19 protein-coding genes and 1 pseudogene are annotated in these 22,524 nt (G+C 69.0%); 18 read left to right on the top strand and 2 right to left on the bottom strand.

Features of this window, described 5'->3' with window-relative positions:
• Positions 1 to 49 precede the first annotated feature (49 nt).
• Genes KB201_RS18850 through KB201_RS18840 form a run of 3 tightly spaced genes read left to right on the top strand, consistent with a single transcriptional unit; the run spans position 50 to position 3,262 of the window.
• Positions 50 to 673: a TetR/AcrR family transcriptional regulator gene (locus tag KB201_RS18850; protein WP_165630382.1), complete on the top strand. Its 624-nt coding sequence runs from the start codon at positions 50 to 52 to the stop codon at positions 671 to 673.
• Entirely contained in the window at positions 657 to 1,943 is a 1,287-nt protein-coding gene (locus tag KB201_RS18845) for an alanine racemase (RefSeq protein ID WP_083229462.1), read from the top strand. Before KB201_RS18850 ends, KB201_RS18845 begins: the two co-directional genes overlap by 17 nt.
• On the top strand, positions 1,931 to 3,262 hold the full coding sequence (locus KB201_RS18840; RefSeq protein ID WP_211540092.1) for a D-arabinono-1,4-lactone oxidase: 1,332 nt from the start codon (positions 1,931 to 1,933) through the stop codon (positions 3,260 to 3,262). Before KB201_RS18845 ends, KB201_RS18840 begins: the two co-directional genes overlap by 13 nt.
• 32 nt (positions 3,263 to 3,294) lie before the next feature.
• Here the strand turns inward: KB201_RS18840 and KB201_RS18835 are convergent.
• Positions 3,295 to 3,960 (bottom strand): annotated as a pseudogene (locus KB201_RS18835) (serine dehydratase beta chain); the annotation flags it as partial.
• Positions 3,961 to 4,261: 301 nt separating this feature from the next.
• Here KB201_RS18835 and KB201_RS18830 point away from each other — a divergent pair.
• From KB201_RS18830 to KB201_RS18785, 10 genes are all read left to right on the top strand, one after another.
• Complete coding sequence (locus KB201_RS18830) at positions 4,262 to 5,578, top strand: aromatic ring-hydroxylating dioxygenase subunit alpha (protein ID WP_078113432.1); 1,317 nt, start codon at positions 4,262 to 4,264, stop codon at positions 5,576 to 5,578.
• An 8-nt stretch (positions 5,579 to 5,586) separates the two neighbouring features.
• The gene (locus KB201_RS18825) at positions 5,587 to 6,648 is read left to right on the top strand and encodes a hybrid-cluster NAD(P)-dependent oxidoreductase (protein WP_078113433.1); all 1,062 of its coding nucleotides are present in this window, start codon (positions 5,587 to 5,589) and stop codon (positions 6,646 to 6,648) included.
• Between the two features lie 13 nt (positions 6,649 to 6,661).
• Positions 6,662 to 7,921: a sarcosine oxidase subunit beta family protein gene (locus KB201_RS18820; RefSeq protein WP_078113434.1), complete on the top strand. Its 1,260-nt coding sequence runs from the start codon at positions 6,662 to 6,664 to the stop codon at positions 7,919 to 7,921.
• Between the two features lie 25 nt (positions 7,922 to 7,946).
• Positions 7,947 to 8,252: a sarcosine oxidase subunit delta gene (locus tag KB201_RS18815; RefSeq protein WP_078113435.1), complete on the top strand. Its 306-nt coding sequence runs from the start codon at positions 7,947 to 7,949 to the stop codon at positions 8,250 to 8,252.
• Positions 8,249 to 11,086: a 2Fe-2S iron-sulfur cluster-binding protein gene (locus KB201_RS18810; protein WP_078113436.1), complete on the top strand. Its 2,838-nt coding sequence runs from the start codon at positions 8,249 to 8,251 to the stop codon at positions 11,084 to 11,086. The genes KB201_RS18815 and KB201_RS18810 overlap by 4 nt, the downstream gene beginning before the upstream one ends.
• Positions 11,079 to 11,678 (top strand): sarcosine oxidase subunit gamma, encoded by a 600-nt coding sequence (locus tag KB201_RS18805; protein ID WP_078113437.1) that lies wholly within the window; start codon positions 11,079 to 11,081, stop codon positions 11,676 to 11,678. Before KB201_RS18810 ends, KB201_RS18805 begins: the two co-directional genes overlap by 8 nt.
• A gap of 9 nt (positions 11,679 to 11,687) precedes the next feature.
• The gene (purU, locus tag KB201_RS18800; RefSeq protein WP_078113438.1) at positions 11,688 to 12,536 is read left to right on the top strand and encodes a formyltetrahydrofolate deformylase; all 849 of its coding nucleotides are present in this window, start codon (positions 11,688 to 11,690) and stop codon (positions 12,534 to 12,536) included.
• A 57-nt stretch (positions 12,537 to 12,593) separates the two neighbouring features.
• Complete coding sequence (locus KB201_RS18795; protein ID WP_078113439.1) at positions 12,594 to 15,050, top strand: FAD-dependent oxidoreductase; 2,457 nt, start codon at positions 12,594 to 12,596, stop codon at positions 15,048 to 15,050.
• A gap of 107 nt (positions 15,051 to 15,157) precedes the next feature.
• Positions 15,158 to 15,973: an IclR family transcriptional regulator gene (locus KB201_RS18790; protein ID WP_078113464.1), complete on the top strand. Its 816-nt coding sequence runs from the start codon at positions 15,158 to 15,160 to the stop codon at positions 15,971 to 15,973.
• 58 nt (positions 15,974 to 16,031) lie between these two features.
• Positions 16,032 to 17,126, top strand: coding sequence for an XdhC family protein (locus KB201_RS18785; protein ID WP_058251580.1), 1,095 nt, complete (start codon positions 16,032 to 16,034; stop codon positions 17,124 to 17,126).
• A 12-nt stretch (positions 17,127 to 17,138) separates the two neighbouring features.
• On the opposite strand, the gene KB201_RS18780 is transcribed toward KB201_RS18785, so the two are convergent.
• Positions 17,139 to 17,870: an enoyl-CoA hydratase gene (locus KB201_RS18780; protein WP_058251581.1), complete on the bottom strand. Its 732-nt coding sequence runs from the start codon at positions 17,868 to 17,870 to the stop codon at positions 17,139 to 17,141.
• Between the two features lie 53 nt (positions 17,871 to 17,923).
• Here KB201_RS18780 and KB201_RS18775 point away from each other — a divergent pair, with 53 nt between their 5' ends.
• The 5 genes from KB201_RS18775 to KB201_RS18755 are packed head-to-tail and all read left to right on the top strand — an operon-like array spanning position 17,924 to position 22,193.
• Complete coding sequence (locus KB201_RS18775; RefSeq protein ID WP_078113440.1) at positions 17,924 to 19,093, top strand: NAD(P)-binding domain-containing protein; 1,170 nt, start codon at positions 17,924 to 17,926, stop codon at positions 19,091 to 19,093.
• Positions 19,094 to 19,139: 46 nt separating this feature from the next.
• Positions 19,140 to 19,463 carry a helix-turn-helix transcriptional regulator gene (locus KB201_RS18770; RefSeq protein ID WP_058251583.1) on the top strand — a complete coding sequence of 108 codons (324 nt, stop codon included), beginning with the start codon at positions 19,140 to 19,142 and terminating at the stop codon, positions 19,461 to 19,463.
• Entirely contained in the window at positions 19,460 to 20,074 is a 615-nt protein-coding gene (locus KB201_RS18765) for a hypothetical protein (protein ID WP_058251584.1), read from the top strand. Before KB201_RS18770 ends, KB201_RS18765 begins: the two co-directional genes overlap by 4 nt.
• Positions 20,071 to 20,967: an ABC transporter ATP-binding protein gene (locus KB201_RS18760; RefSeq protein WP_211540090.1), complete on the top strand. Its 897-nt coding sequence runs from the start codon at positions 20,071 to 20,073 to the stop codon at positions 20,965 to 20,967. Before KB201_RS18765 ends, KB201_RS18760 begins: the two co-directional genes overlap by 4 nt.
• Entirely contained in the window at positions 20,964 to 22,193 is a 1,230-nt protein-coding gene (locus KB201_RS18755; protein ID WP_211540088.1) for an ABC transporter permease, read from the top strand. The genes KB201_RS18760 and KB201_RS18755 overlap by 4 nt, the downstream gene beginning before the upstream one ends.
• Positions 22,194 to 22,524: the final 331 nt, after the last annotated feature.

Here is a 22,524-nt window from a genome sequence, read left to right as displayed (position 1 = left end):
ATTGTCCACCCGAGCATGCGCCGGCGCATGTGGTCAGGAAGATACCGCAGTGGCACGGATGTCCGTCGACCAACGTCGAAGCGCGCTTCTCGAATCGGCGTACCGTGTGATCGCCGACCATGGGGTCGAGGGCGCGACCACGCGTCGCATCTGCGCCCACGCCGGCATGCCGCTCGCAAGTTTCCACTATGCCTTCGAGAGTCGCACCGCACTGTTGTGTGCGGTCATGGAGACGGCGGTCCCCACCGACATCGAGCGCATGCTGCACGCGGTGCTGCCCGCCGCCGACTACGGACCCGAGCCGGGCGTGGAGACGATGCGGTCGAGCATGGTGAGCCAGTTCCACGCGTTCTACGACCTGCTCAAAGCCGATCCCGGCCGGATGCAGGCGACCATCGCACTCGGCATCTACGCGCACAATCACCCGGAGCTGCAGCAGGTCGGCAAACACATGTACGAGCAGCTCTACCGGGTGGCCTCGGCCGGACTGCAGTCGATGGCCGACCTGACGCCCATGGAATGGATGACGCCGGTCGAGGACCTCGGTCCGCTGATCATCGCGGCGACGAACTCGATCACGCTCGTCTACCTCAGCACCGCCGACGACAAGGTCGTCGACGCGATCATCCGCTCGATCACCGATCAGCTCATGACCCATGTCAGCTTCGGGTGAGGCGCCCGACGCGGCACCGGTGACGCCGACGCCCGCGCCGTGGCTGAGTGATCCCGAATCCTATTGGGCGGCAATTGATCAAGCGGTCGCCGACGCGGGACTCGACGCACCGGTCCTCGCACTCGACCGGGCCGCCCTGGAGCACAACGTCGCCGATCTCACGCGTCGGTCGGCGGGTGTCCCGATCCGCCTGGCCACGAAATCCGTCCGTGTCCGCTCGGTCATCGACGACATCACCGCGCGCGCCGGTTTCGCGGGGGTGCTCGCCTACGACGTCGCCGAGGCACACTGGCTCGCCACGACCTCGGGGATCGACGACGTGCTGATGGGATACCCCAGTGTGCGGCGGGATGCACTGGCGGCCTTGGCCGCCGACGAGGTCGCGACCCGTCGGGTGAGCGTGCTCGTCGATTCCGTCGACCAACTCGACCTCATCGACGCCGTCGTGCCTCCGTCCGCCCGGCCGCCGATCCGCGTCGCGATCGACCTCGACGCGTCGTACCGTCTACTGGGCGGGCGGGTGCACATCGGGGTTCGCCGCTCGCCGGTGCACTCCCGTCGTGACGCACTGGAGCTGGCACGGATCATCGTGGCACGGGCCGGCTTCGATCTCGTCGGGGTCATGTCCTACGAGGCACAGGTGGCCGGGGTGGCCGATGCGGCGCCCGGTAAGGCGTTGGCCAACCGGGCGATTCGCGCGATGCAACGACGTTCGATGGCCGAGTTGCGCCGTCGCCGCGGCAAGGTGATCGACGACGTGCGCCGGATCGCCGACCTGGAGTTCGTCAACGGAGGCGGCACCGGTTCCCTCGAGGAGACCGCGCGCGACCGCTCGGTCACCGACATCGCCGCGGGCAGCGGCCTGTTCGGCGGCCACCTGTTCGACGGGTACGCGCGGTTCCGTCCCGCCCCCGCGCTGTCCTTCGGTCTCGACGTCGTCCGCCGCCCGGCGCCCGGCGTCGTGACCTGCGCGGGCGGCGGTTGGATCGCGTCCGGCCCGCCCGCTGCCGACCGGTTGCCCACACCCGTGTGGCCGCACGGACTCACCTACGTCGGTACCGAGGCCGCCGGCGAGGTGCAGACCCCGCTGCGAGGTGCGGTCGCGGACGAGATCGACGTCGGGAGTCGGGTGTGGTTCCGGCACACCAAGTCCGGCGAGGTGTGCGAACGAGCGCGCGAGGTCGCGATCATCGGCCGCGACGACGCCGGGCACGCGGTGGTCGATGAGGTCGTACCGACCTACCGAGGAGAGGGCAGGTGCTTCCTGTGAGCAGGACCGCTGAGCGTTCGGCGCCCGGCTGGCGCAACTGGGGCGGCACCGCGGCCTGCACGCCGAACCGGGTGCGGCACCCGGCGAGTGCCGCCGAGATCGCCGACATCGTCCGGGAGACGGCCGCGCGCGGCGGCACGGTGAAGACCGTCGGCGCGGGACACAGCTTCTCCCCCATCGCCGTGGCCGACGACGTTCAACTCGACCTGTCGCGCCTGCGTGGTCTGGTCGCGGTCGACGGCCATCGAGTGACCGTGCGCGCCGGCACGCACCTGCACGAGATCCCGGGGATCCTGGCACCTTTCGGACTCGCGATGACCAATCTCGGCGACGTCGATCGTCAGACGATCGCCGGCGCCACCTCGACCGGAACCCACGGCACCGGGCTCGCCTTCGGCGGCATCAGCACCCAGATCGTCGGCGCGACCATCGTCACCGGCTCCGGCGAGATCGTCACCGTGACCGCCGACGACGCCGACATGCAGGCCGTCGCACTCGGCCTCGGCGCGCTCGGGGTCGTTGTGGAACTGACCATCGACTGTGTCGACGAGTTCCGGCTGCACGCGGTCGAGGGTCCCGAGACGGCCGATGCGGCGATCGCCGCCTTCCACGAGCGCGTCGCGACCACCGACCACCACGAGTTCTACCTGTTCCCGCACACCAATTGCGCTCTGGTGAAGACGAACACGCGGGTCGGTCCCGACGCCCCGGTCACCGGGCCGTCGCGCGTCAAGCGCTACATCGACGACGAACTGTTGAGCAACAAGGCCCTTCGTCTGCTGTGCGAGATCGGTGCGCGCGCGCCGCGATTGGTGCCGACGATCAACGGGGTCACCGGTCGCGCGCTCTCCGCACGAGAGTTCACCGACTCCTCCACCGGGGTCTTCGTCTCCGACCGCGACGTCCGGTTCCGCGAGATGGAGTACGCCGTCGACCTCGAGGCCGTGCCGGAGGCGCTGCGCGAGATCCGCGCCCTCCTCGACCGGCGCGACCACCTCGTCAGCTTCCCCATCGAGGTCCGCGCCGCCGCGGCCGATGACCTCATGCTTTCCACCGCCTCCGGACGCACCAGCGGTTACATCGCCGTACACCGTTATCACCGCGACGATCCCGCCGACTCCGATGCCTACTTCGCCGACGTCGAAGCCATCCTCACCGGTCTCGGCGGCCGGCCCCACTGGGGAAAGATGCACGCCCGAGACGCCGAGTATCTACGCGGCGTCTATCCACGGTTCGACGAATTCCGTTCCGTCCGGGACCGATACGACCCGTCCCGCGTGTTCGCCAACGACTACCTGCGGCGGGTGCTGGGCGACTAGCGTCCGGCTTCAGCACTCCACCACGCTGAGCGGATCTCGGCCAGTGCACCGGCGGCCATCGCCGCCGCGGAACCCACCTCGCCCTGGCAACCCACGTCGGCACCCGAGATCGACGCCCCCGATTTGATGAGCCCGCCGATCGCACCCGCGGCCAACAGGAACCGGACGGTCACGTCGTCGGGAGCCGTTGCCGAATGGTACGTCCGTACCAACCGACGGATTGTCGGACTCGCGTCGGTCACGACGAAACCGCCGCCGACCGAGTAATACCGTTCAGCAGGCAGTCGCGCACCGCCCCGGGTGGATGCCCGCAGTTCCATCGCGTTCGGGTGCCGCGGACGGATGACCCGCGGATGGCAACCGATGTCGTTCGCTCTGAACGGCAACTCGACCAGCCCGCCGAGTCGAATTCGCCCGGTGCGTTCCATGTCGGCGATCCGCGCCGCCTTCGTCTCGGAGCTGATGCTCTCGGGCTCGTGGCCCTCCAGACCCAGCAGCACCGCGGTCAGCGTGCCGTGTCCCGCTCCGGTGGCGGCCAGTGATCCGTAGAGGTCGACCTCGAGACGCGTCACCTCGAGGAGGTCTCCCGTCCGCGCGAGGCCGGCCACGAATCGCTGGGCGGCACGCATCGGCCCGACGGTGTGCGAACTCGACGGTCCGACGCCGACGGAGAACAGTTCGAAGACGCAGACGGTCATGATGCGACCCCTGTCGGGTAGAGCGGCCGAGCCTGGCTCTCGACGGTCCCTCGACGCCTGTGTGGCTCGTGGAGAAACGGTCGCACGTCCCGCTTGACACCGCAAGACCCGAGACTCACACTTGTTGCATAGCATGCGCGTCGTTGCGTATGACGCAACAAATCAACACTCCCCCAGCTTGGCCCGGCCGAATCCACGCGCCGTCCGACTGTCTCGAGATCGACTGCAATGCAGTTGATCTCGATGTAACCGCCATCCCGACAGATCCGTCACCGACCGTGCAGAGAGGCCCGCACTGCTGATGACTGCACCATTCGTCGCGCATGCCGCCACCAGGGCACCGGAAACCGGCACCCGCGCTCTGATCGCCGACCGCCGCGCAGGCGAGAGCCTGCCGGCGGAGTTCTATGTGAGCCAGGAGTTCTTCGACCTCGATGTCGACGAGATCTTCTCTCAGTCATGGATTTTCGTGGCCACCGAAGCCGAGATCACCGATCCCGGTGACTACGTCACCATCACCTTCTCGACCCGGTCGGTCATCGTCGTCCGAGACGACGACGGCCGGGTCCGGGCCCACCACAATGTGTGTCGGCATCGAGGGGCCCGCCTGCTCACCGAGCCCAGCGGATCGACCGGGACCCTGGTGTGCACCTACCACTCGTGGACCTACGGGATGGACGGGCGCCTCGAGTTCGCCGATGACCAGGCGCCCGGCTTCGACAAGTCCTGTTACTCGCTGCGCTCGGTACATGTCCGCACGATCGGCGGCCTGGTGTTCATCTGCCTGGCCGACGACCCGCCGGCCGACATCGACGAGGTCGCCGCCGTCGTCGAGCCCTATCTGACGCCGCACCGTCTCGCCGAGGCCAAGGTGGCCAAACAGGTCGACATCGTCGAAGACGGCAACTGGAAACTGACGATGGAGAACAACCGCGAGTGCTACCACTGCGGTGGCCATCCGGAACTCCTCAACGTGTTCTTCCCGACCTGGGGATACAGCGACACCGACGCCATCCCCAGCCGGCTGGCGCCGGCGTTCGACCGGTTCCACCGCGCCACCGCGGAACAGACCGAGATCTGGGACCGCCACGGCCTACCCCACACCCGGGTCGTCCAACTCGACACGCGCGCAACCGGATTCCACATCGAGCGCGACGCACTCGACCTCGCCGGCGAGTCGTTCACCCTCGACGGCTCCGCGGCCTGCGGCCGCCTCCTCACCGACATCCCCGACGCGCGACTCGGCCGGCTGTCGATGCACCTGCAGCCCAACATGTGGCTGCACGTGACGAGCGACCACGCCGTGCTCTTCGCGGTCATCCCGGTCTCCGCCGATCAGACCCTGGTGCGCACCACCTGGCTCGTCCATCGTGACGCCGTGGAGGGCGTCGACTATGACCTCGACCAGCTCACCGGGGTCTGGGAGACGACGAATCAGCAGGACGCCGACCTCGTTGCGCTCGCGCACAGCGGGATCAGCGATCCCGCTTACGTTCCCGGCCCTTACAGTACGTCGGAGATCCAGGTCGAGGCCTTCGTCAACTGGTATGTCACGATGCTGCGCCACCGGCTCGACATTCCGGCCGCCGACAGCTCTTCCGGCGCGGCGGGAGCCTGAGAGCGACCATGGCCGACAACATCTTCCTGCAGTGCGTGTCCCGCACCGACACCACCCGGGACATGGCGACGTTCACCTTCCGGGTCGCGGGCGGGTCGCCGTCGCGCTCCGCTGCCGGGGGCCCGGACGACCACCGGACCTTCGTCTTCGCCCCCGGTCAGTTCCTGGCGATGACCGTGGAGATCGACGGCCGGCCCGTCCAGCGCTGCTACAGCATCTCCTCACCCCCGACCCGGCCGGGGGGCCTGTCGATCTCGGTGAAGCGCGTGACCGGGGGCCATGTCTCGAACTGGTTGCACGACAACATGGTCGAAGGCATGATGATCACCGCCTCCGGACCGCTGGGTCGATTCACCTACACCGCTCGTCCGGCCGAGAAGTACCTGTTCGTCTCGGCCGGGAGTGGCATCACGCCGGTGATGTCCATGCTCCGATCGGTCACCGACAGCGAGTCCCCGCTCGACATCGCCTTCGTGCACAGTGCGCGCAATGTCGACGACATCCCATTCCGGGACGAACTCGAGGAACTCGCCCGTCGGCATCCGAACGTGACACTGGCGTTCGCGGCGACGCGCATGGGCGCCGGCGACTTCCCCGACTGGACCGGACACCGCGGGCGCATCGACCGCGCGATGCTCGAACGGGTCTGCCCCGACCTCGGTGACCGCGAGGTGTTTCTCTGCGGCCCCGGGCGTTTTCGCAGCGACGTGCGCGGCGCACTGGTGTCGGCCGGCTCGGCTCTCGCTCGGATCCACGAGGAGAGCTTCGGGTTCAGCCTGCCCACCGATGACGAGTCGGAGTCCGACACCGGCGTGGTCGTCGCTTTCTCCCGACGCGCCCGGCGGGTCACCGTGGGTCCCGGCACCACGATCCTCGCCGCCGCCGCCAAAGCGGGCGTCACCCTGCCATCGACGTGTGGTGTGGGCCTGTGCGGTTCCTGCAAGGTCCGCAAGGTCTCCGGCGACGTGGTCATGAACCACCAGGGCGGTATCCGCCCACGAGAGATCGCGCAGGGCAAGATCCTGCTCTGCTGCGCCGAACCCCTGTCCCCGGTCGTGATCGATTTCTGAGGGAGACCCGACGATGACAAGCCAGAAAACACCGCGTCCCGCGGGCACGGCGCCCCTGGGCGCCCACCTCCCCCACCACCCCGAGTTCCTCTGGCGCGCACCCGAACCCAAGTCCTCCTACGATGTCGTCATCGTGGGAGGCGGCGGCCACGGTCTCGCCACGGCCCACTACCTCGCCCGCGTCCACGGCATCACCGATGTCGCCGTCCTGGAACGGGGTTGGCTGGCCGGCGGCAACATGGCGCGCAACACCACCCTGATCCGATCCAACTATCTCTGGGACGAGAGCGCCGGGATCTACGAGCACTCGCTGAAGCTGTGGGAGGGTCTCGAGGACGAGCTCGGATACCCCATCCTCTTCAGCCAGCGCGGCGTGCTGAACCTCGCCCACACCGAACAGGATGTGCGCGACAGCATCCGGCGGGTGGAGGCCAATCGACTGAACGGCATCGATGCCGAATGGCTGGATCCCAAGCAGGTCGCGGAGGTGTGCCCGATCGTCAACACATCCTCCGACATCCGTTATCCGGTGCTGGGCGCGACCTTTCAACCCCGCGGCGGCATTGCCAAACACGACTACGTCGCCTGGGGTTTCGCCCGCAGCGCCAGCGATGCGGGGGTCGACATCATCCAGAACTGCGAGGTCACCGGGTTCGTCACCGACGGCGACCGGGTGGTCGGCGTCGAGACCACCCGCGGCCGCATCGCTGCGGGCACCGTCGCGCTGTGCGCCGCCGGACACACCTCGACGCTCACCGACCAGCTCGGTTTCCGGGTTCCGATCCAGAGTCACCCGCTGCAGGCCCTGGTGTCCGAACTCCTCGAGCCCATCCACCCGACCGTGGTGATGTCGAACGCGGTGCACGTCTACGTGTCCCAGGCCCACAAGGGTGAGCTGGTGATGGGCGCCGGGGTCGACTCCTACAACGGATACGGGCAGCGCGGCGCCTTCCACATCATCGAGCGTCAGATGGCTGCCGCGGTGGAGCTGTTCCCGGTGTTCGGGCGGGCCCGCCTCCTGCGGACATGGGGCGGGATCGTCGACGTCACCCCCGACGCCTCGCCCGTCGTCGGTGCCACCCCGTACGAGAACCTCTACCTCAACTGTGGTTGGGGCACCGGCGGATTCAAGGCGACCCCGGGCGTCGGTTGGGCGCTGGCGCACACGATCGCCACCGGCAGCCCGCACGCCGTCAACGCACCGTTCACCCTCGACCGGTTCGTCACCGGCCGCCTCATCGACGAGCACGGCGCGGCCGCCGTCGCCCACTGAACCCGCCACCGCCGAGGACACCACGATGCAGATGATCCGCTGCCCGCACTGCGGGCCCCGCGAGGAAGCCGAGTTCCACTACGGTGCCGCGGCCGGTGTCGCCTATCCCGAGCGACCCGCCGACCTCGACGACACCGCGTGGGCACACTACTTGTTCTTCCGGCCCAATCCCAAGGGGTCGATGACCGAACGGTGGTGCCACACCACCGGGTGCCGCCAGTGGTTCACCGTCGGGCGCGACACCCTCACCTACGCCTTCACCGGCGAATCGGCGCCCTCGCGATCCCGCGCCGGCACGCCGTCCGCGCCCGAACCCGGAGCAACCCGATGAGCACCTCCGCCCCCGACACGCCGCTCGCCCAGCCCTTCCGGACCGGATCGGGCGGGCGTATCGACCGGAGCACCCCGATCGACTTCGTCTTCGACGGGGTCACCTACCGCGGCTACGCGGGCGACACCCTCGCGTCGGCCCTGCTCGCCAACGGGGTGCGGGTGGTCACCACCAGCGTCAACCTCGGGCGCCCGCGCGGCGTCACCGGAGCCTGGGCCGAGGACGCCACCGCGCAGGTCGGCATCGACGCCCCGTTCGTGGAACCGATGGTGCCGGCCACCACCGTCGCCCTGTGTCCCGGCCTCGTCGCCCACGGGGTACCGGGCTGGGGAAAGCTGAGCAGCACCGTCGACGACGCCCGATACGACTCGCTCCACCACCATCCGGACGTGCTCGTCGTCGGTGCGGGCGCCGCGGGCCTGATGGCGGCCCTCAATTGCGCCCGTGGCGGAGCCCACGTTCTCCTGGTCGACGAGCGCAGCGAACCCGGTGGCCGTACTCCCGGCGTCGGCTGGGTGGCCGAAGCCGTCGCCGAACTCGATTCGCACCCGCACGTCACGCGCCTGACCCGTACGACCGCGTTCGGTGCCTACGACGACGGTTTCGTCCTGGCCGTCCAACACCGCACCGACCACCTCGGCAGCGACGCCTCCGCACACCTCTCCCGGCAACGGGTGCACCGTATCCGGGCTCGTCGTCTCGTTCTCGCCACCGGCGCCCACGAGCGACCGATCGTCTTCGCCGGCAACGACGTGCCCGGGGTCATGCTGGCCGGCGCCGGCGGTGACTACCTCAGCCGCTACGGCGTCCGGGTCGGCCGGACGGCCGTGGTCTTCACCGCATGCGATTCCGCCTACACCGCGGCCTTCACGCTCGTCGACGCCGGGGTCTCGGTTCCCGCCGTCGTCGACGTCCGCCCGGCCGTCAGCGCAGACCTGGGCGAGAAGGCCCGCCTGCGCGGCATCCCGATCCTCGCGGGTACGACCGTGATCCGAGCCCACGGCACCGATGCGGTCACCGGGATCGACCTCAGCGACGGCTCGTCCCTGGTCTGCGACACCGTCCTGGTCAGTGGCGGTTGGAATCCGGCGGTACACCTCTGGAGTCAACTGCGCGGAACCATCGCCTTCGACGACCGAGCCGCGACCTTCCTGCCCACGGGAACCGTGTCTAAGACCGAGATCGTCGGTGCCGCAGCGGGTTCGACCACCTTGGGCGACTGCCTGGCCGACGGTCGACGCGGTGCGGTGGCGACCCTCGCCGGACTCGGTATGGCGCCACCGGAGTTGCGCGCCATCCCGCGCGTCACCGAGCGGATTCCGGCCGCGCCGGCCGTCTGCTGGTACGTGCCCGGCAGTCCCGACGACGACACACTCTCGTTCGTCGACCTCCAGCGCGACGCGACCGTCGCCGACATCGCCCGGGCGCTGGGTGCCGGGATGCGATCGGTGGAACACGTCAAGCGCTACACCACCATCGGCACCGGGCACGACCAGGGCAAGACCTCGGGCATCGTCACCTCCGGCATCGTCGCGGAGATGCTCGGCATCCCCGTGAACGACGCCGGCACCACCACCTTCCGTCCTCCATACACCCCGGTGACCTTCGCCGCACTCGCCGGACGTGATCGCGGCGACCGGTACGACCCGGTGCGGCGGACCCCGATCCACGACTGGCACGTCGAGCGCGGCGCCGTCTTCGAGGACGTCGGCCAGTGGAAACGGCCGCGGTACTACCCGCGTGGCGGCGAGAACATGCACGACGCGGCCCTCCGCGAATGCGCCTCCGTACGAACGGGAGTGGGAATCCTCGACGGCTCCACCCTCGGCGTGATCGATGTCGCCGGGCCCGACGCCCCGGCCTTCCTCGACCTGCTCTACACCAACATGATGAGCACCCTCGCAGTCGGCAAGGTCCGCTACGGCGTCATGTGCGGCGCGGACGGCATGGTGTTCGACGACGGCACCGCGATGCGGATCGCCGACGACCGCTACACCCTGTACACCACGACCGGCAACGCCGCGGCCGTCCTCGACTGGATGGAGGAATGGCATCAGACCGAATGGCCGGACCTCCGGGTGTGGATGACCTCGCTGACCGACCAGGTGGCCACGTTCCCGGTGGTCGGCCCACGCTCGCGCGACGTGGTGGGCACCGTGTTCCCCGATCTCGACGTCTCGAACGATGCGTTCGGGTTCATGACGTGGCGGGACACCACCTTTCGCGGCGTGCCCGTGCGGATCGGGCGGATCAGCTTCTCCGGGGAACTCGCCTACGAGGTGAACGTCGGGGCCGGTTATGCCCAAGCGGTGTGGCAGGCACTCATCGACGCCGGTGAACCGCACGCCATCACCCCCTACGGGACCGAGACGATGCACGTCCTGCGCGCCGAGAAGGGCTATCCCATCATCGGCCAGGACACCGACGGCACCGTCACGCCCCACGACCTCGGGATGAGCTGGGTGGTCTCGAAGAAGAAGCCGGACTTCATCGGCAAGCGATCATTCGCGCGTGAATCCGCGACGGCGCCCGACCGCAAGCACCTCGTCGGACTGCTGCCGGTCGACGGCAGCACCCGGCTCCCCGAGGGTTCGCAGATCATCTCCCACCGCGTCGACCGCACCCTGCCACCGCCGCCGGTGCCGATGCTGGGGCACGTGACGTCGAGCTATCGCAGCGCCGAGCTGGACCGCCCGTTCGCCCTTGCGCTGGTGAAGGGCGGTCGCGACCTCATCGGCAGCCGGCTCGATGTCCCCATCGGCGACACGCTGTGCGAAGTCGAGATCACCACAACCGTTTTCGTCGACGCGGAAGGAGCCCGACGCGATGGCTGACACCACCGTGCACTCTCTGCCGGACACCGGCGCGCTCGAACCGGTCCCACCGTTGCAGAACTGGTCGGCGCGACTCGCCGAACTGGCCCCGGCCGTACTGCTGCGCCCGACCCCGGTGGCGCAGACGGTGATCCGACCGACTGAACCCGTCGCGGCGGAGCAGCTCGACCTGCCCGGCGCCTGCCGAATGACGCGCGACGGGGACACCACGGTCGTCTGGCTGGGTCCCGACGAGTATCTCGCCTACGCGGCCGGCATCGCACCGCACGAGTTCGCCGCGGCGATGGCCGACCGTGCGCAGGGCGGCGCGTATGTCGCCGATGCCTCCGGCCAGCGCACCCGCCTCGTCGTCGGCGGCCCGCACGCCGAGACGATCCTCGCCCACGGTTGCGCGATCGATCTGTCGCCGAGGACCTTCGGGCCCGACGACGTGGCCCAGACACTGCTGGCCCAGGCCGCGGTGATCGTGCATCGCGTTCCCGACGGATTCGCCCTCCTCGTCCGCAACTCCTACGCCGACTACCTCGCCGCGTGGCTCGTCGACGCCGCCACCGAGTACGCCATCGTGCCCGCTCCTTCCCCGCTGCCGTAGAGGAACCCCATGTCTCACCGATTCACCCTCACCCTGCGATGCCCGTCGCGCAGCGGCGTCACGCACGCGATCAGCTCGTTCCTCTACAGACACGGTTGCGAGGTGCTCGACCATCAGCAGTACGACGACCCGATGACCCACACCCTGTTCGTGCGAACCGAATTCGCGTCCGCCCACGAGTCCGGCTCGCAGCAGCTGTCGGCAGCCTTCGATCATCTCGCCAGCGGCCTGGGCGCCGAGTTCTCGATCAACGACCAGACGCCGCGGCGGATCCTGGTGATGGTCTCTCGACTCGGGCACTGCCTCAACGACCTGATCTTCCGCTGGCGGTCGGGCACCCTCGGCGGCGAGCTCGTCGCGGTCGCCTCCAACCACACCGACCTGGCCCCGATGACCGAATCGGCCGGCCTTCCGTTCCACCACCTCCCGGTCTCCCCGGAGACCAAGCCGGCGGCCGAGAACGCGATGCTCGACCTGGTGTCGTCCTACGACGTCGATCTGGTCGTCCTCGCCCGGTACATGCAGATCATCTCCGACGAGACCTGTTCGGCCTTGCGTGGCCGGGCGATCAACATCCATCACTCGTTCCTGCCGGGGTTCAAGGGCGCCAAGCCCTATCACCAGGCGCACCAGCGCGGCGTCAAGTACGTCGGCGCCACCGCGCACTACGTGACCCCCGATCTCGACGAAGGCCCGATCATCGAGCAGGAGGTCATCCGCATCGACCACACGCATGATCCGCGGCGCCTTGCCACCGTCGGCAGCGACGCCGAGGCACTCGCCCTGTCGCGCGCCGTGCGGTGGCACAGCGAGTACCGGGTGCTGATGAACGGGACCAGCACCGTCGTCTTCACCTGACCGGCCCCGGACCCGGCTCCTACAGACCCCACACCTGCCCGAAAAGGATTGTTCCCCATGGCTGCACCGAAAGTCGTGATCGTCGGCGCCGGCATCGTCGGTACCTCACTCGCCGACGAGCTCACCCAGCGCGGTTGGACCGACGTCACCGTCCTCGACCGCGGCCCGCTCTTCGCCACCGGCGGGTCGACGTCGCACGCGCCGGGCCTCGTCTTCGCGACGAATCCGTCCAAGACGATGACCGCGCTCGCCTCCTATACGATCGAGAAGTTCTCCGCGCTCGCTCATCCCGACGGTTGGTGCTTCAACCCGGTGGGCGGACTGGAACTGGCCACCACCCTGGAACGGTGGGAGGACCTGCATCGCAAGGCCGGGTGGGCGGCCGCTCGTGGCATCGAACACCGACTCGTCGACCCCGCGGAATGCGCTGCGATGCATCCGCTCCTCGAACGCGACGCCGTCCTCGGCGGGCTGCACACGCCGAACGACGGCCTCGCGAAAGCGCTGCGCGCGGTCGAGGCCCAGGCCCGCCGCGCGATGGCGCGCGGCGCCGAGTTCCGTGGCGGACAAGAGGTCATCGACGTGGTCGAGGCCAACGGCGAGGTGCGCGGGGTGCGCACCACGACCGGAGTCGTCGACGCCGACATCGTGGTGTGCTGCACCGGTTTCTGGGGCCGCGAATTCGGCCGCCGGGTGGGACTGACCATCCCGTTGGTACCGATGGCCCATCAATACGCGATCACCACCCCCGTCGCCTCTCGCAGGGGCGTCAACTCCGCTTTGGCCGAGGCGACGTTGCCGATCCTGCGCCACCAGGACCGCGACCTGTACTACCGCGAACACGGCGACCGGATCGGCATCGGCTATTACGGTCACCGGCCGATGCCCTCGGACGTGGGCGATCTGGACCACGACACCGCGATCACATTGGCGGACATGCCCTCCAAGCTCATGTTCACCCCGGAGGACTTCGACGACGCGTGGCAGCACTCGGTGGCCCTGCTACCCGAACTCGGCAACGGCAAGGTCGAGGAGGGCTTCAACGGGATCTTCTCGTTCACCCCCGACGGCCATTCGGTCATGGGCGAACATCGCGACCTGGCCGGTTTCTGGGTCGCCGAGGCCGTGTGGGTGACCCACTCGGCGGGCGTCGCGAAGACGATGGCGGAGTGGATGATCGACGGCACCCCCGGTATAGACGTCCACGAGACCGACCTGTACCGCTTCGAAGACGACGCACTCACCGACGACTTCATCCTCACCACGAGTTCGCAGGCCTTCGTGGAGGTCTACGACATCATCCACCCGCACGATCAGCGCAAGGCCCCGCGCAACGTGCGTCTCAGCCCGTTCCACGACCGCGAGGCCGCACTCGGCGCCGAGTTCTGGGAGAGCGGGCTCTGGGAACGACCCGCCTGGTACGAGGCCAACCGTCCGCTGCTCGATCAGAAGCTCGCCGACGGGCTCGTCATACCGGAGCGCGACAGCTGGTCGGCCCGGCACTGGTCGCCTGTCTCCGTCGCCGAGGCGGCGCACACCCGCAGCCACGTCGCGATGTACGACATGACCCCGCTGACCCGGTTCGAGCTGTCGGGTCCGGGTGCGCTCGCCCTTCTCCAACACCTCACCACCAACAAGATGGACAAGTCCGTCGGCTCGGTGACCTACACGCTGATGCTCGACGAGAAGGGCGGCATCCGTTCGGATCTGACCGTCGCCCGGCTCGCCGCCGACGTGTTCCAGGTGGGCGCCAACGGTCCGCTGGACTTCGACTGGATCAACCGGCACCTCCCGGCGGACGGCTCGGTCGTCCTGCGCGACATCACCACGGCCACCTGCTGTCTCGGTCTCTGGGGCCCGCTGGCGCGCGACGTGCTGGCACCGCTCACGCCGGCCGACCTCACCAACGACGGCCTCCGCTACTTCCGTGCGCTCACCACCACCGTGGCCGGAATCCCGGTGACATTGATGCGGGTCTCGTACGTGGGCGAACTCGGTTGGGAGATCTACACTTCCGCGGCCGACGGACCGGCGCTGTGGGACGCGGTGGCAGCGGCGGGCGATCCCCACGGCATCATCGCGGCCGGCCGGATCGCCTTCAACAGCCTGCGGATCGAGAAGGGTTATCGGGCGGCCGGTTCCGACATGACCACCGAGCACACGCCCGCTGCTGCCGGGCTCGGTTTCGCCATCCGCAAGACCGCGGACGACTTCCTCGGCCGCGCCGCCCTGGCCGAGCGTGATGCGCCGAACACGCTGCGCACCCTGCGTTTCGTCGATCCGGCGGCGGTCGTCCTGGGCAAGGAGCCGGTATCGGTGGGCGGCCGGGTCGTCGGCTACGTCACCAGCGCCGGGTGGTCGGCGACGGTCGGCGCGTGCCTGGCCTACGCCTGGTTGCCCGCCGACCTCCCCGACGACACCTCGGTCGACGTCGCCTACCAGACCACCCATCACACGGCCGTCGTCATCGCCGACCCGGTGGTCGATCCTCAGATGACCCGGACCCGGAGATGAGCGGTTCCGGGTACCCACCGACGCCCGTGACCCGCCCGGGACGGCTTGCCGCGGTTCGCGACGCGGTTCCGGTCCCACCCGCCCCGACCGGTACCCTGGGCGCTGCGATGACTGAGCAGAGTGCGGAGACCGAACGTCCGGGGGGCGCGGTCGATCGGGCACTGCAGGTGTTGGAGCTCATCGGGTCCGCCGGGTCGGCCGGCATCACCGAACTCGCCAACGAGCTCGGCGTCCACAAATCCACCGTCTCCCGAATCGTCTCCTCACTCGAGGCACGCGGTTTCGTCGAGCAGGTACCGGACGGTCGCAAGTACCGGATCGGCCTCACGGTGGTCCGCCTCGCCGGGTCGACGATGGCAACCCTCGACATGACCAGATGTGGGCAGGACACCTGTGACGCGCTGGCCGCGCAGACCGGTGAGACCACCAATCTCGCCGTCCTCGCCGAGTCGCAGGCGATCAACGTCGTCGAGGCCAAAGGACCGTCCGCGGTCGCCCTCCGCACCTGGGTGGGCCAGGCCTCCCCCGCTCACGCGACGTCCTCGGGGAAGGTCCTGCTCACAGGTCTGTCCGAAGACGAGGCGCGCGAGACCTTCGCGGGCGGGTTGACCAGGTTCACCGACCACACGGTCGTCGACATCGACGACCTCGTCGCCGACCTGCGCGAGGTCGAGCGCCGGGGTTGGGCGATGGCGGTGGAGGAACTCGAGGTCGGGCTGGTGGCGATTGCCGCACCGGTACGCGATCACACGGGCACCATCGTGTGGGCCCTGAGCGTCTCCGGCCCGCGCTATCGGCTCGACCCGGACGACACGGAGGAGCTGACCGCGACCGTCGTCTCCGCGGCCGCCGATCTCAGCCGCATGTTCGGCTACCGTGCGGCGGGTTCGGCCAGCGCCCCCGGGATCATCGAGAAGTCGTGACGTCGGCCGGCCGCCGCCCACGTGGCCGCAGTCGGGGAGATCTGGTCCACTGGAGTACATGCGCGACGTCCTGCGGTCCCTGACCGAACTCCTCGACGGCGACGACGCGCGTCCGGTGGCACTCTGCCGGGTTGTCGGCGCGTCGGGATCGGCACCCCGCGAGCTCGGCGCGGCCATGATCGTGACCGAGGACGACACCGTGATCGGTTCGGTGTCCGGTGGCTGCGTCGAATCAGCTCTCGTGCACACCGCCCGCGACGTCCTCGCCGACGGGGTCGCGATCGTCGAACAGTACGGCGTCGACGATCCCGACAGTCCCGCGCCGGGTCTGACCTGCGGCGGGCAGATCGAAGTTCTCGTCGAACGTGTCGCACCGAGCAGCGGTCGGCGCGGCCAGCTCGACCGACTCGCGGCGGCGATCGACGCCGGCGAACCCGTCTCGTGGGCCACGACCCTCACCGACGAGACCGACTGGTACTTCGCCACCGCCGCCTCACAGCAGCCGTGGCGCCGCCTCGACCGCGACGTCGCCGACCTCCTTGCCACCGGCCGGACCGGCCTCATCGGCGTCGACGACTGCGATGCCCCGTCCGACGAACGTCCCCGGACCTTCGTGCAGACCTTCGGGCCGCCGGCCCGGTTGATCCTGGTCGGCGCCAACGACTTCGTGCGTGCACTCAGTTCTATCGGGGCCGGCCTCGGCATGCGGGTGACGGTCGTCGACGCACGACCGGTGTTCGCCACCCCCGAACGCTTCCCCGACGCCGACGAGGTCGTCGTCTCCTGGCCGGATCGCTATCTGGCGGAACAGATCCGGGACGGCCGGGTGGGTCCGTCGACGGCGGTCTGCGTGATGACGCACGACCCGAAGTTCGACGTCCCGACCCTGCAGGTGGCACTCGGCTGCCGGCAACTCGGCTTCGTCGGTGCACTCGGGTCGCGGCGGACGGTCGCCGATCGCGACCAACGCCTCCGCGAGGCGGGCGTCGACGACATCCAACTCGCCCGGCTGCGCTCACCCCTGGGCCTCGATCTCGGCGGACACACCCCGGGCGAGGTCGCAGTCGCCATCTCGGCGCAACTCATCGCCGAGCGGCACGGCGCCACCGGCGCACCGCTGCACGCCGGCGACGGACCGATCCACCGCCGGTAGCGTCCCTCCGGGTCAGGACCCGGTGAACCGCGGCGGACGCTTCTCGGCCCGGGCCGCACGGCCCTCCCGCAGGTCGTCGCTCTCCCACGCGCGCATCATCGCCGCCGCCCGATCCTCGGGCGCGGCGTCGCGCGCACCGTCGCCGTTCAGCACGAGCTTGTAATGCTGCAGCGTCAACGGGGCGAGGCCGGCGATCGTGTCCGCCCAATGCTGCGCGTCGGCGAGGTCGCCGATGCGGTTGGCGAACCCGAGTGCGTGCGCACGGTCGGCGGTCAGCGGATCGCACCCGATCAGCATCCCCCGGGCCTGCCCCGCCCCCACCAGCGACACCAGGCGTCGGATGGTCCATTCATCAACGGCGACTCCGAGTTTCGCCGCCGGTATGCCCGCAATCGCATCCGGCGCCATCACCCGGAGGTCGGCGGCCATCGCCAGCTGCAATCCTGCGCCGATCGCGGAGCCGTTCAGCGCCGCCAGCACGGGCACCGGGGATGACTCGATCTTCTTCAGGGTCCCGACGAGGGTGTCGAGAAAGCCCTTCTCGTACACGGGACCGGACAGGTCGGCGCCGGCACTGAACACCGGCCCCCGCCCGGTCACCACGATGGCGCGCGCGCCGGACGCGAGGGCGGCGTCGAACGCATCGGACAGGCCGGCGAGCATCTCGTCGTTCAGGGCGTTGCGCTTGTCGGCCCGGTCCAGCTCGATCGTGACGACCGCCCCGTCGGTGGTGGAGTGAATCATGGGCCCCAACCTACCCACCGCACCCATTCGACACGTCGTGACAAGGTGGGGACGTGCAGATCTCCCCGGCCGGCGCAGCGCCCGCACCGCACTCGGATGTGTTGATCATCGGCGGCGGACAGGCCGCACTGTCGGCGGCCTATTTTCTCGAGCGGTTCGGCCTCGGCGATCGCTACCAGATGCTCGACCACGCCCCCGGGCCCGGCGGGGCCTGGCAGTTCCGGTGGCCGACGCTCACCCTCGCCACCGCCAACCGCGTCCACGACCTGCCGGGGTGGGGCCTCGTCGAGGCTCTCGGCCTGGACTGTGATGAGCTCCCGGCGGCCACCGCCGTCCCCGAGTACTTCGGGCGGTACGAGGAGAAGTTCGGTCTGACCGTGCATAGACCCGTGCACGTGCGCGCCGTGCGCCGCGAGGACGACGGCTTCCGCGCCGAGCTGGGCGACGGCGGGTCGGTCACCTCGAAACTCATCGTCAACGCCACCGGCACCTGGGACCGTCCGTTCATCCCACATATCCCCGGGGCCGCCGATTTCCGCGGCCGGCAGCTGCACACGCACGACTACACCTCGCCCGCGGAGTTCGAGGGCAAGCGGGTCCTGGTCGTCGGCGCGGGCATCTCCGCCATCCAATTGTTGATCGAGATCGCCCGGGAGGCGCCCGGCAGCGAGACGTTCTGGTGTTCCCGGCGCGAGCCCGTCTTCAACCCGGAACCGTTCACCCCCGAGCAGGGGCGCGAGGCCGTCGCCCGCGTCGAACGGCGGGTGCGCGCCGGGCTCCCACCCACCTCGGTGGTGTCGGTCACCGGGCTGGCACTCACCCCCGCGATCGCGGCCGCGCAGCGCGACGGAATCCTCGCGTGGCGCCCGATGTTCACACGCATCACCGAGACCGGGGTGTGCTGGGACTGCGACGGACCATCCGGCGACTCCCCCGATCACCCGGACGTCCCGGAGCACCTGGATGTCGACGTCATCTTCTGGAACACCGGTTTTCGCAGCGCCATCGACCATCTCGCCCCGTTACGCCTGCGCGCGCCGGGTGGCGGCATCACGATGGCCGGCCGCCTCGCGACGGTCGTCGACGCCGATCCCCGGATCCAACTGCTCGGCTACGGCCCGTCGGCCTCGACGATCGGGGCCAATCGCGCCGGGCGGGAGGCGGCACGGGTCGCGGCCGAGCTGCTCGGGGTGCCCTTACGCTCTTCTGGGAACACGGCGTAGTTGTCACCACTTGACAAGGTGTTGTGTTTTCACAACACTGAGTCAGGTGAGTCCAATACGCCGTGGGGAAAAGCTCCCCATCTACAACCGCATCGGCGTGCTGCGGGCGGAGCGTCGGATGTCGCGGGCCGAACTCGCCGCAGTCGTCGGCATCAACGTCCAATCGGTGGGCGCACTCGAGCGCGGCGACAACTACCCCAGCCTCGACCTGGCGTTCCGCATCTGCGACGTCTTCGATTTACCGGTGGAGGCGGTGTTCAGCCGGCACGAGTTCGAGGCGATGTCGTCGGCGCTGTACCGGCGCCAATCGTCGCCCCGTCAAGAACTGCACCCAGCCACCCACACCGACGAGTCCGGAGGTGAACGATGAACGACCCCAATTCGGCCATCCCCGAGGAGGCCACACCCGCCCTCTGGCGCCGCTACGAGGAGTGGCGGGGCCGCCGGCACCAGGAGTTCAACGACAAGAACGCACACCGCCTCACCTCGTGGCGCACCCGGCGAACCTATCGACGACTCGTGCTCGTGCAGGCGTTCTTCGCCATCCTGCTGATCCTCAGCTCGATTCTCGCGTTCTTCGACACCGGTATCTTTCTGGTGCCCTTCCTGATCGGACTCGCCGGCATCATCACGACCCTGTACCTGACGCGGATCGTCACCGGGTCGATCGCCGACACGCCGGTCACCGCTCTCGATGAGATCCAGGTGGCGCAACGCAATTCGGCGCGTTCCATCGGTTTCACCGTTCTGTACAGCCTGATGTTCATCCCGTACGCGGTGCTGGTCGTCCTCAGCTTCGACGACCAGGTGTCCGGCCAGGCGGTCTACGGATCGGCCATCCTGCTCATCACGCTCGTCCTGGCCGCGATCTGCGTACCGACCATGCTCACCGCCTGGTGGATGGCGGATCCGGACCCCGAGGATCTCGAAGCACTGCCATCGGATACGACAACCATTCCCAGTGAGGAGAGTGCGCAATGACCGCACCACTGATCGTCGACGGGCTCCACAAACGGTATGGAGACCTCATCGCGCTGCGCGACATGACCTTTTCCGTCGACCCGGGTGAGATCTTCGGGTTCGTCGGCAGCAACGGCGCCGGCAAGTCCACCACCATGCGCATAATCCTCGGCGTGCTGGCCGCCGATGCCGGAGAGGTTCGCCTCGGCACCCAGCCGATCGACCTCGATCTGCGTCGTCGAATCGGGTACATGCCCGAGGAGCGAGGCCTGTACCCCAAGATGAAAGTCGGCGAACAGCTGACCTTTCTCGCACGGCTGCACGGGATGTCGGCGGCCGAGGCGCAGGACTCCGTCAAGCGGTGGACCGACCGCCTCGGCGTGGGCGCCCGCCACGACGACAACGTCGCCGACCTGAGCCTCGGCAACCAGCAGCGGGTCCAGCTCGCCGCCGCCCTGGTCCACGATCCCAGCGTCCTGGTACTCGACGAGCCCTTCTCCGGCCTGGACCCCGTCGCGGTCGACGTGATGAGCGACGTGCTCAAAGAGAAGGCAGCCGAGGGCATCCCGGTGATCTTCTCCTCGCACCAACTCGACCTCGTCCAGCGGCTCTGCAACCGTGTCGGCATCATCGCGCGCGGTGAGATGCGCGCCCTCGGCACGGTCGACGACCTGCGTGCACGCGAGGGCATCACCCTCGAGATCACCGGGCCGCGTGCCGATGTCGCGTGGGCCGACTCCCTGCCCGGTGTCCGCGGCGTCGACTACGGCGAGACGACCCGCCTGCTGATCGACCCGGATATCGCCGACGATCAGCTGATCCTGGCGACCGCCCTCCGGAACGGGCCGGTGCACCGGTTCGCGACCTCGACCCCGTCCCTGACCGACCTGTTCCGAGAGGTGGTTTCCGCATGACCACGCTACCCGACACCCCGGTGGCAACCACCGGTTCCGATCCGAGAGCATCTGCCGCACAGGCGATCCGACTCGTCGCCGGCCGCGAGATCACCACGCGCGCCAAGACCAAGTCCTTCGTCGTCAGTACCGCGCTGCTGATGATCGTGATCGTCGCCGGGTCCATCATCATCAACCTGTTCTCCGGCGGCGACGACGTCGAGAAGGTCGCCGTCGTGGGTCAGCCGGCCGCCGTCACCGAATCCATCGTCTCCATCGGTGAGGCCTCCGGCACGACGATCGCCACCGAGCCGGCCGACACCGTCGAACAGGCACGCGATCGGGTCAACAGCGGCGACGTGAAGGCCGCGCTGGTGCCCGGAGAGACGCCGGGATCGTATGTGATCATCACCAAGGACAGCCTCGAACCGGCTGTGGAGGGCCCGATCCGCACCGCGGTGTCGCAGGCGAATCTCTCTGCGGCACTGGCCGAACGCGGTGTCGATTCCGCCACCCTGCCGACCGTGGACATCTCGGTCTCGCAGACCGAACCGGACAACCCCGACGAGGGACAGCGCCTGCTCATCGCGATGGTCGGGGTGGTGCTGCTCGTCACCGCGATCATGATGGGCGGCACGATGGTCGCCGTCGGCGTCGTCGAGGAGAAGACGTCGCGCGTCGTGGAACTGCTCCTGGCGACCATCAAGCCGCTGCATCTGCTGTGGGGCAAGATCATCGGCATCGGTGTGGTCGCCCTCGGGCAGGTGGTGCTGCTCGGTGCCACCGCGCTGATCGCGGGCACCGCGACCGGAATCCTCACCCTTCCGGGCGCCGCCATCGGGATGTTCGCGGCGGTGATCGCCTGGTTCCTCCTCGGCTTCCTGTTCTTCTCCTCGCTCTACGCGGCAACCGGGGCCATCGTCTCCCGGCAGGAGGAGCTGAACTCGTCGTCCGCGCCGCTGACATTCCTCGCGGTCGCGGTGCTGTACTCCGGCATCTTCGGTGTGCAGGCAATGGATTCGACGTTGATCGAGGTGCTCAGCTGGATACCGCCGTTCAGCGCGGCACTCATGCCGATGCGCATCGCGACCGGTGACACCGATGCCGTCCAGATCATCGTCACCTTCGGCCTGATGGGCGCCGCGTGCGCGGCCGCCACCTGGATCGCCGCGCGGATCTACCAGCGGTCCATCCTGCGCACCGGCTCGCGGATCGGCTGGGGCGAGGTACTCAAGCTCGCCCGCTGAGCCTGAGGAGCGAGCTTGCGAGCGTCACCCTCCGATCCCTGAGGAGCGAGCTTGCGAGCGTCACCCTCCGATCCCTGAGGAGCGAGCTTGCGAGCGTCACCCTCCGATCCCTGAGGAGCGAGCTTGCGAGCGTCACGAAGGGTCCTGTTGCGATGCGTGACAGGACCCTTCGCCGCGCCCTCCGCTGGTCGAGCCGATACCCCCCCTGCGCTGGTTGAGCCGGCAACGAGCCGCTAGGCGAGTCGCCCCCCGCTGGTTGAGCCGGCAACGAGCCGCTAGGCGAGTCGCCCACCCCCGCTGGTTGAGCCGGCAACGAGCCGCTAGGCGAGTC

The sequence above is a fragment of the Gordonia sp. SCSIO 19800 genome, from assembly GCF_018132775.1.
GTDB classification, from domain to species: domain Bacteria; phylum Actinomycetota; class Actinomycetes; order Mycobacteriales; family Mycobacteriaceae; genus Gordonia; species Gordonia hongkongensis.
Note: the sequence above shows the minus strand (reverse complement) of the source record. Positions and strands in the feature narration are given on the sequence as shown.

Excerpts from the sequence above, each read along its gene's own strand:
- KB201_RS18785 (WP_058251580.1), top strand. The coding sequence starts at position 16,032 with ATGCGCGACGTCCTGCGGTCCCTGACCGAACTCCTCGACGGCGACGAC.
- KB201_RS18825 (WP_078113433.1), top strand. The coding sequence starts at position 5,587 with ATGGCCGACAACATCTTCCTGCAGTGCGTGTCCCGCACCGACACCACC.
- KB201_RS18830 (WP_078113432.1), top strand. The coding sequence starts at position 4,262 with ATGACTGCACCATTCGTCGCGCATGCCGCCACCAGGGCACCGGAAACC.
- KB201_RS18760 (WP_211540090.1), top strand. The coding sequence starts at position 20,071 with ATGACCGCACCACTGATCGTCGACGGGCTCCACAAACGGTATGGAGAC.
- KB201_RS18810 (WP_078113436.1), top strand. The coding sequence starts at position 8,249 with ATGAGCACCTCCGCCCCCGACACGCCGCTCGCCCAGCCCTTCCGGACC.
- KB201_RS18765 (WP_058251584.1), top strand. The coding sequence starts at position 19,460 with ATGAACGACCCCAATTCGGCCATCCCCGAGGAGGCCACACCCGCCCTC.
- KB201_RS18815 (WP_078113435.1), top strand. The coding sequence starts at position 7,947 with ATGCAGATGATCCGCTGCCCGCACTGCGGGCCCCGCGAGGAAGCCGAG.
- KB201_RS18845 (WP_083229462.1), top strand. The coding sequence starts at position 657 with ATGTCAGCTTCGGGTGAGGCGCCCGACGCGGCACCGGTGACGCCGACG.
- purU (WP_078113438.1), top strand. The coding sequence starts at position 11,688 with ATGTCTCACCGATTCACCCTCACCCTGCGATGCCCGTCGCGCAGCGGC.
- KB201_RS18780 (WP_058251581.1), bottom strand. The coding sequence starts at position 17,870 with ATGATTCACTCCACCACCGACGGGGCGGTCGTCACGATCGAGCTGGAC.
- KB201_RS18790 (WP_078113464.1), top strand. The coding sequence starts at position 15,158 with ATGACTGAGCAGAGTGCGGAGACCGAACGTCCGGGGGGCGCGGTCGAT.
- KB201_RS18755 (WP_211540088.1), top strand. The coding sequence starts at position 20,964 with ATGACCACGCTACCCGACACCCCGGTGGCAACCACCGGTTCCGATCCG.
- KB201_RS18795 (WP_078113439.1), top strand. The coding sequence starts at position 12,594 with ATGGCTGCACCGAAAGTCGTGATCGTCGGCGCCGGCATCGTCGGTACC.
- KB201_RS18820 (WP_078113434.1), top strand. The coding sequence starts at position 6,662 with ATGACAAGCCAGAAAACACCGCGTCCCGCGGGCACGGCGCCCCTGGGC.
- KB201_RS18805 (WP_078113437.1), top strand. The coding sequence starts at position 11,079 with ATGGCTGACACCACCGTGCACTCTCTGCCGGACACCGGCGCGCTCGAA.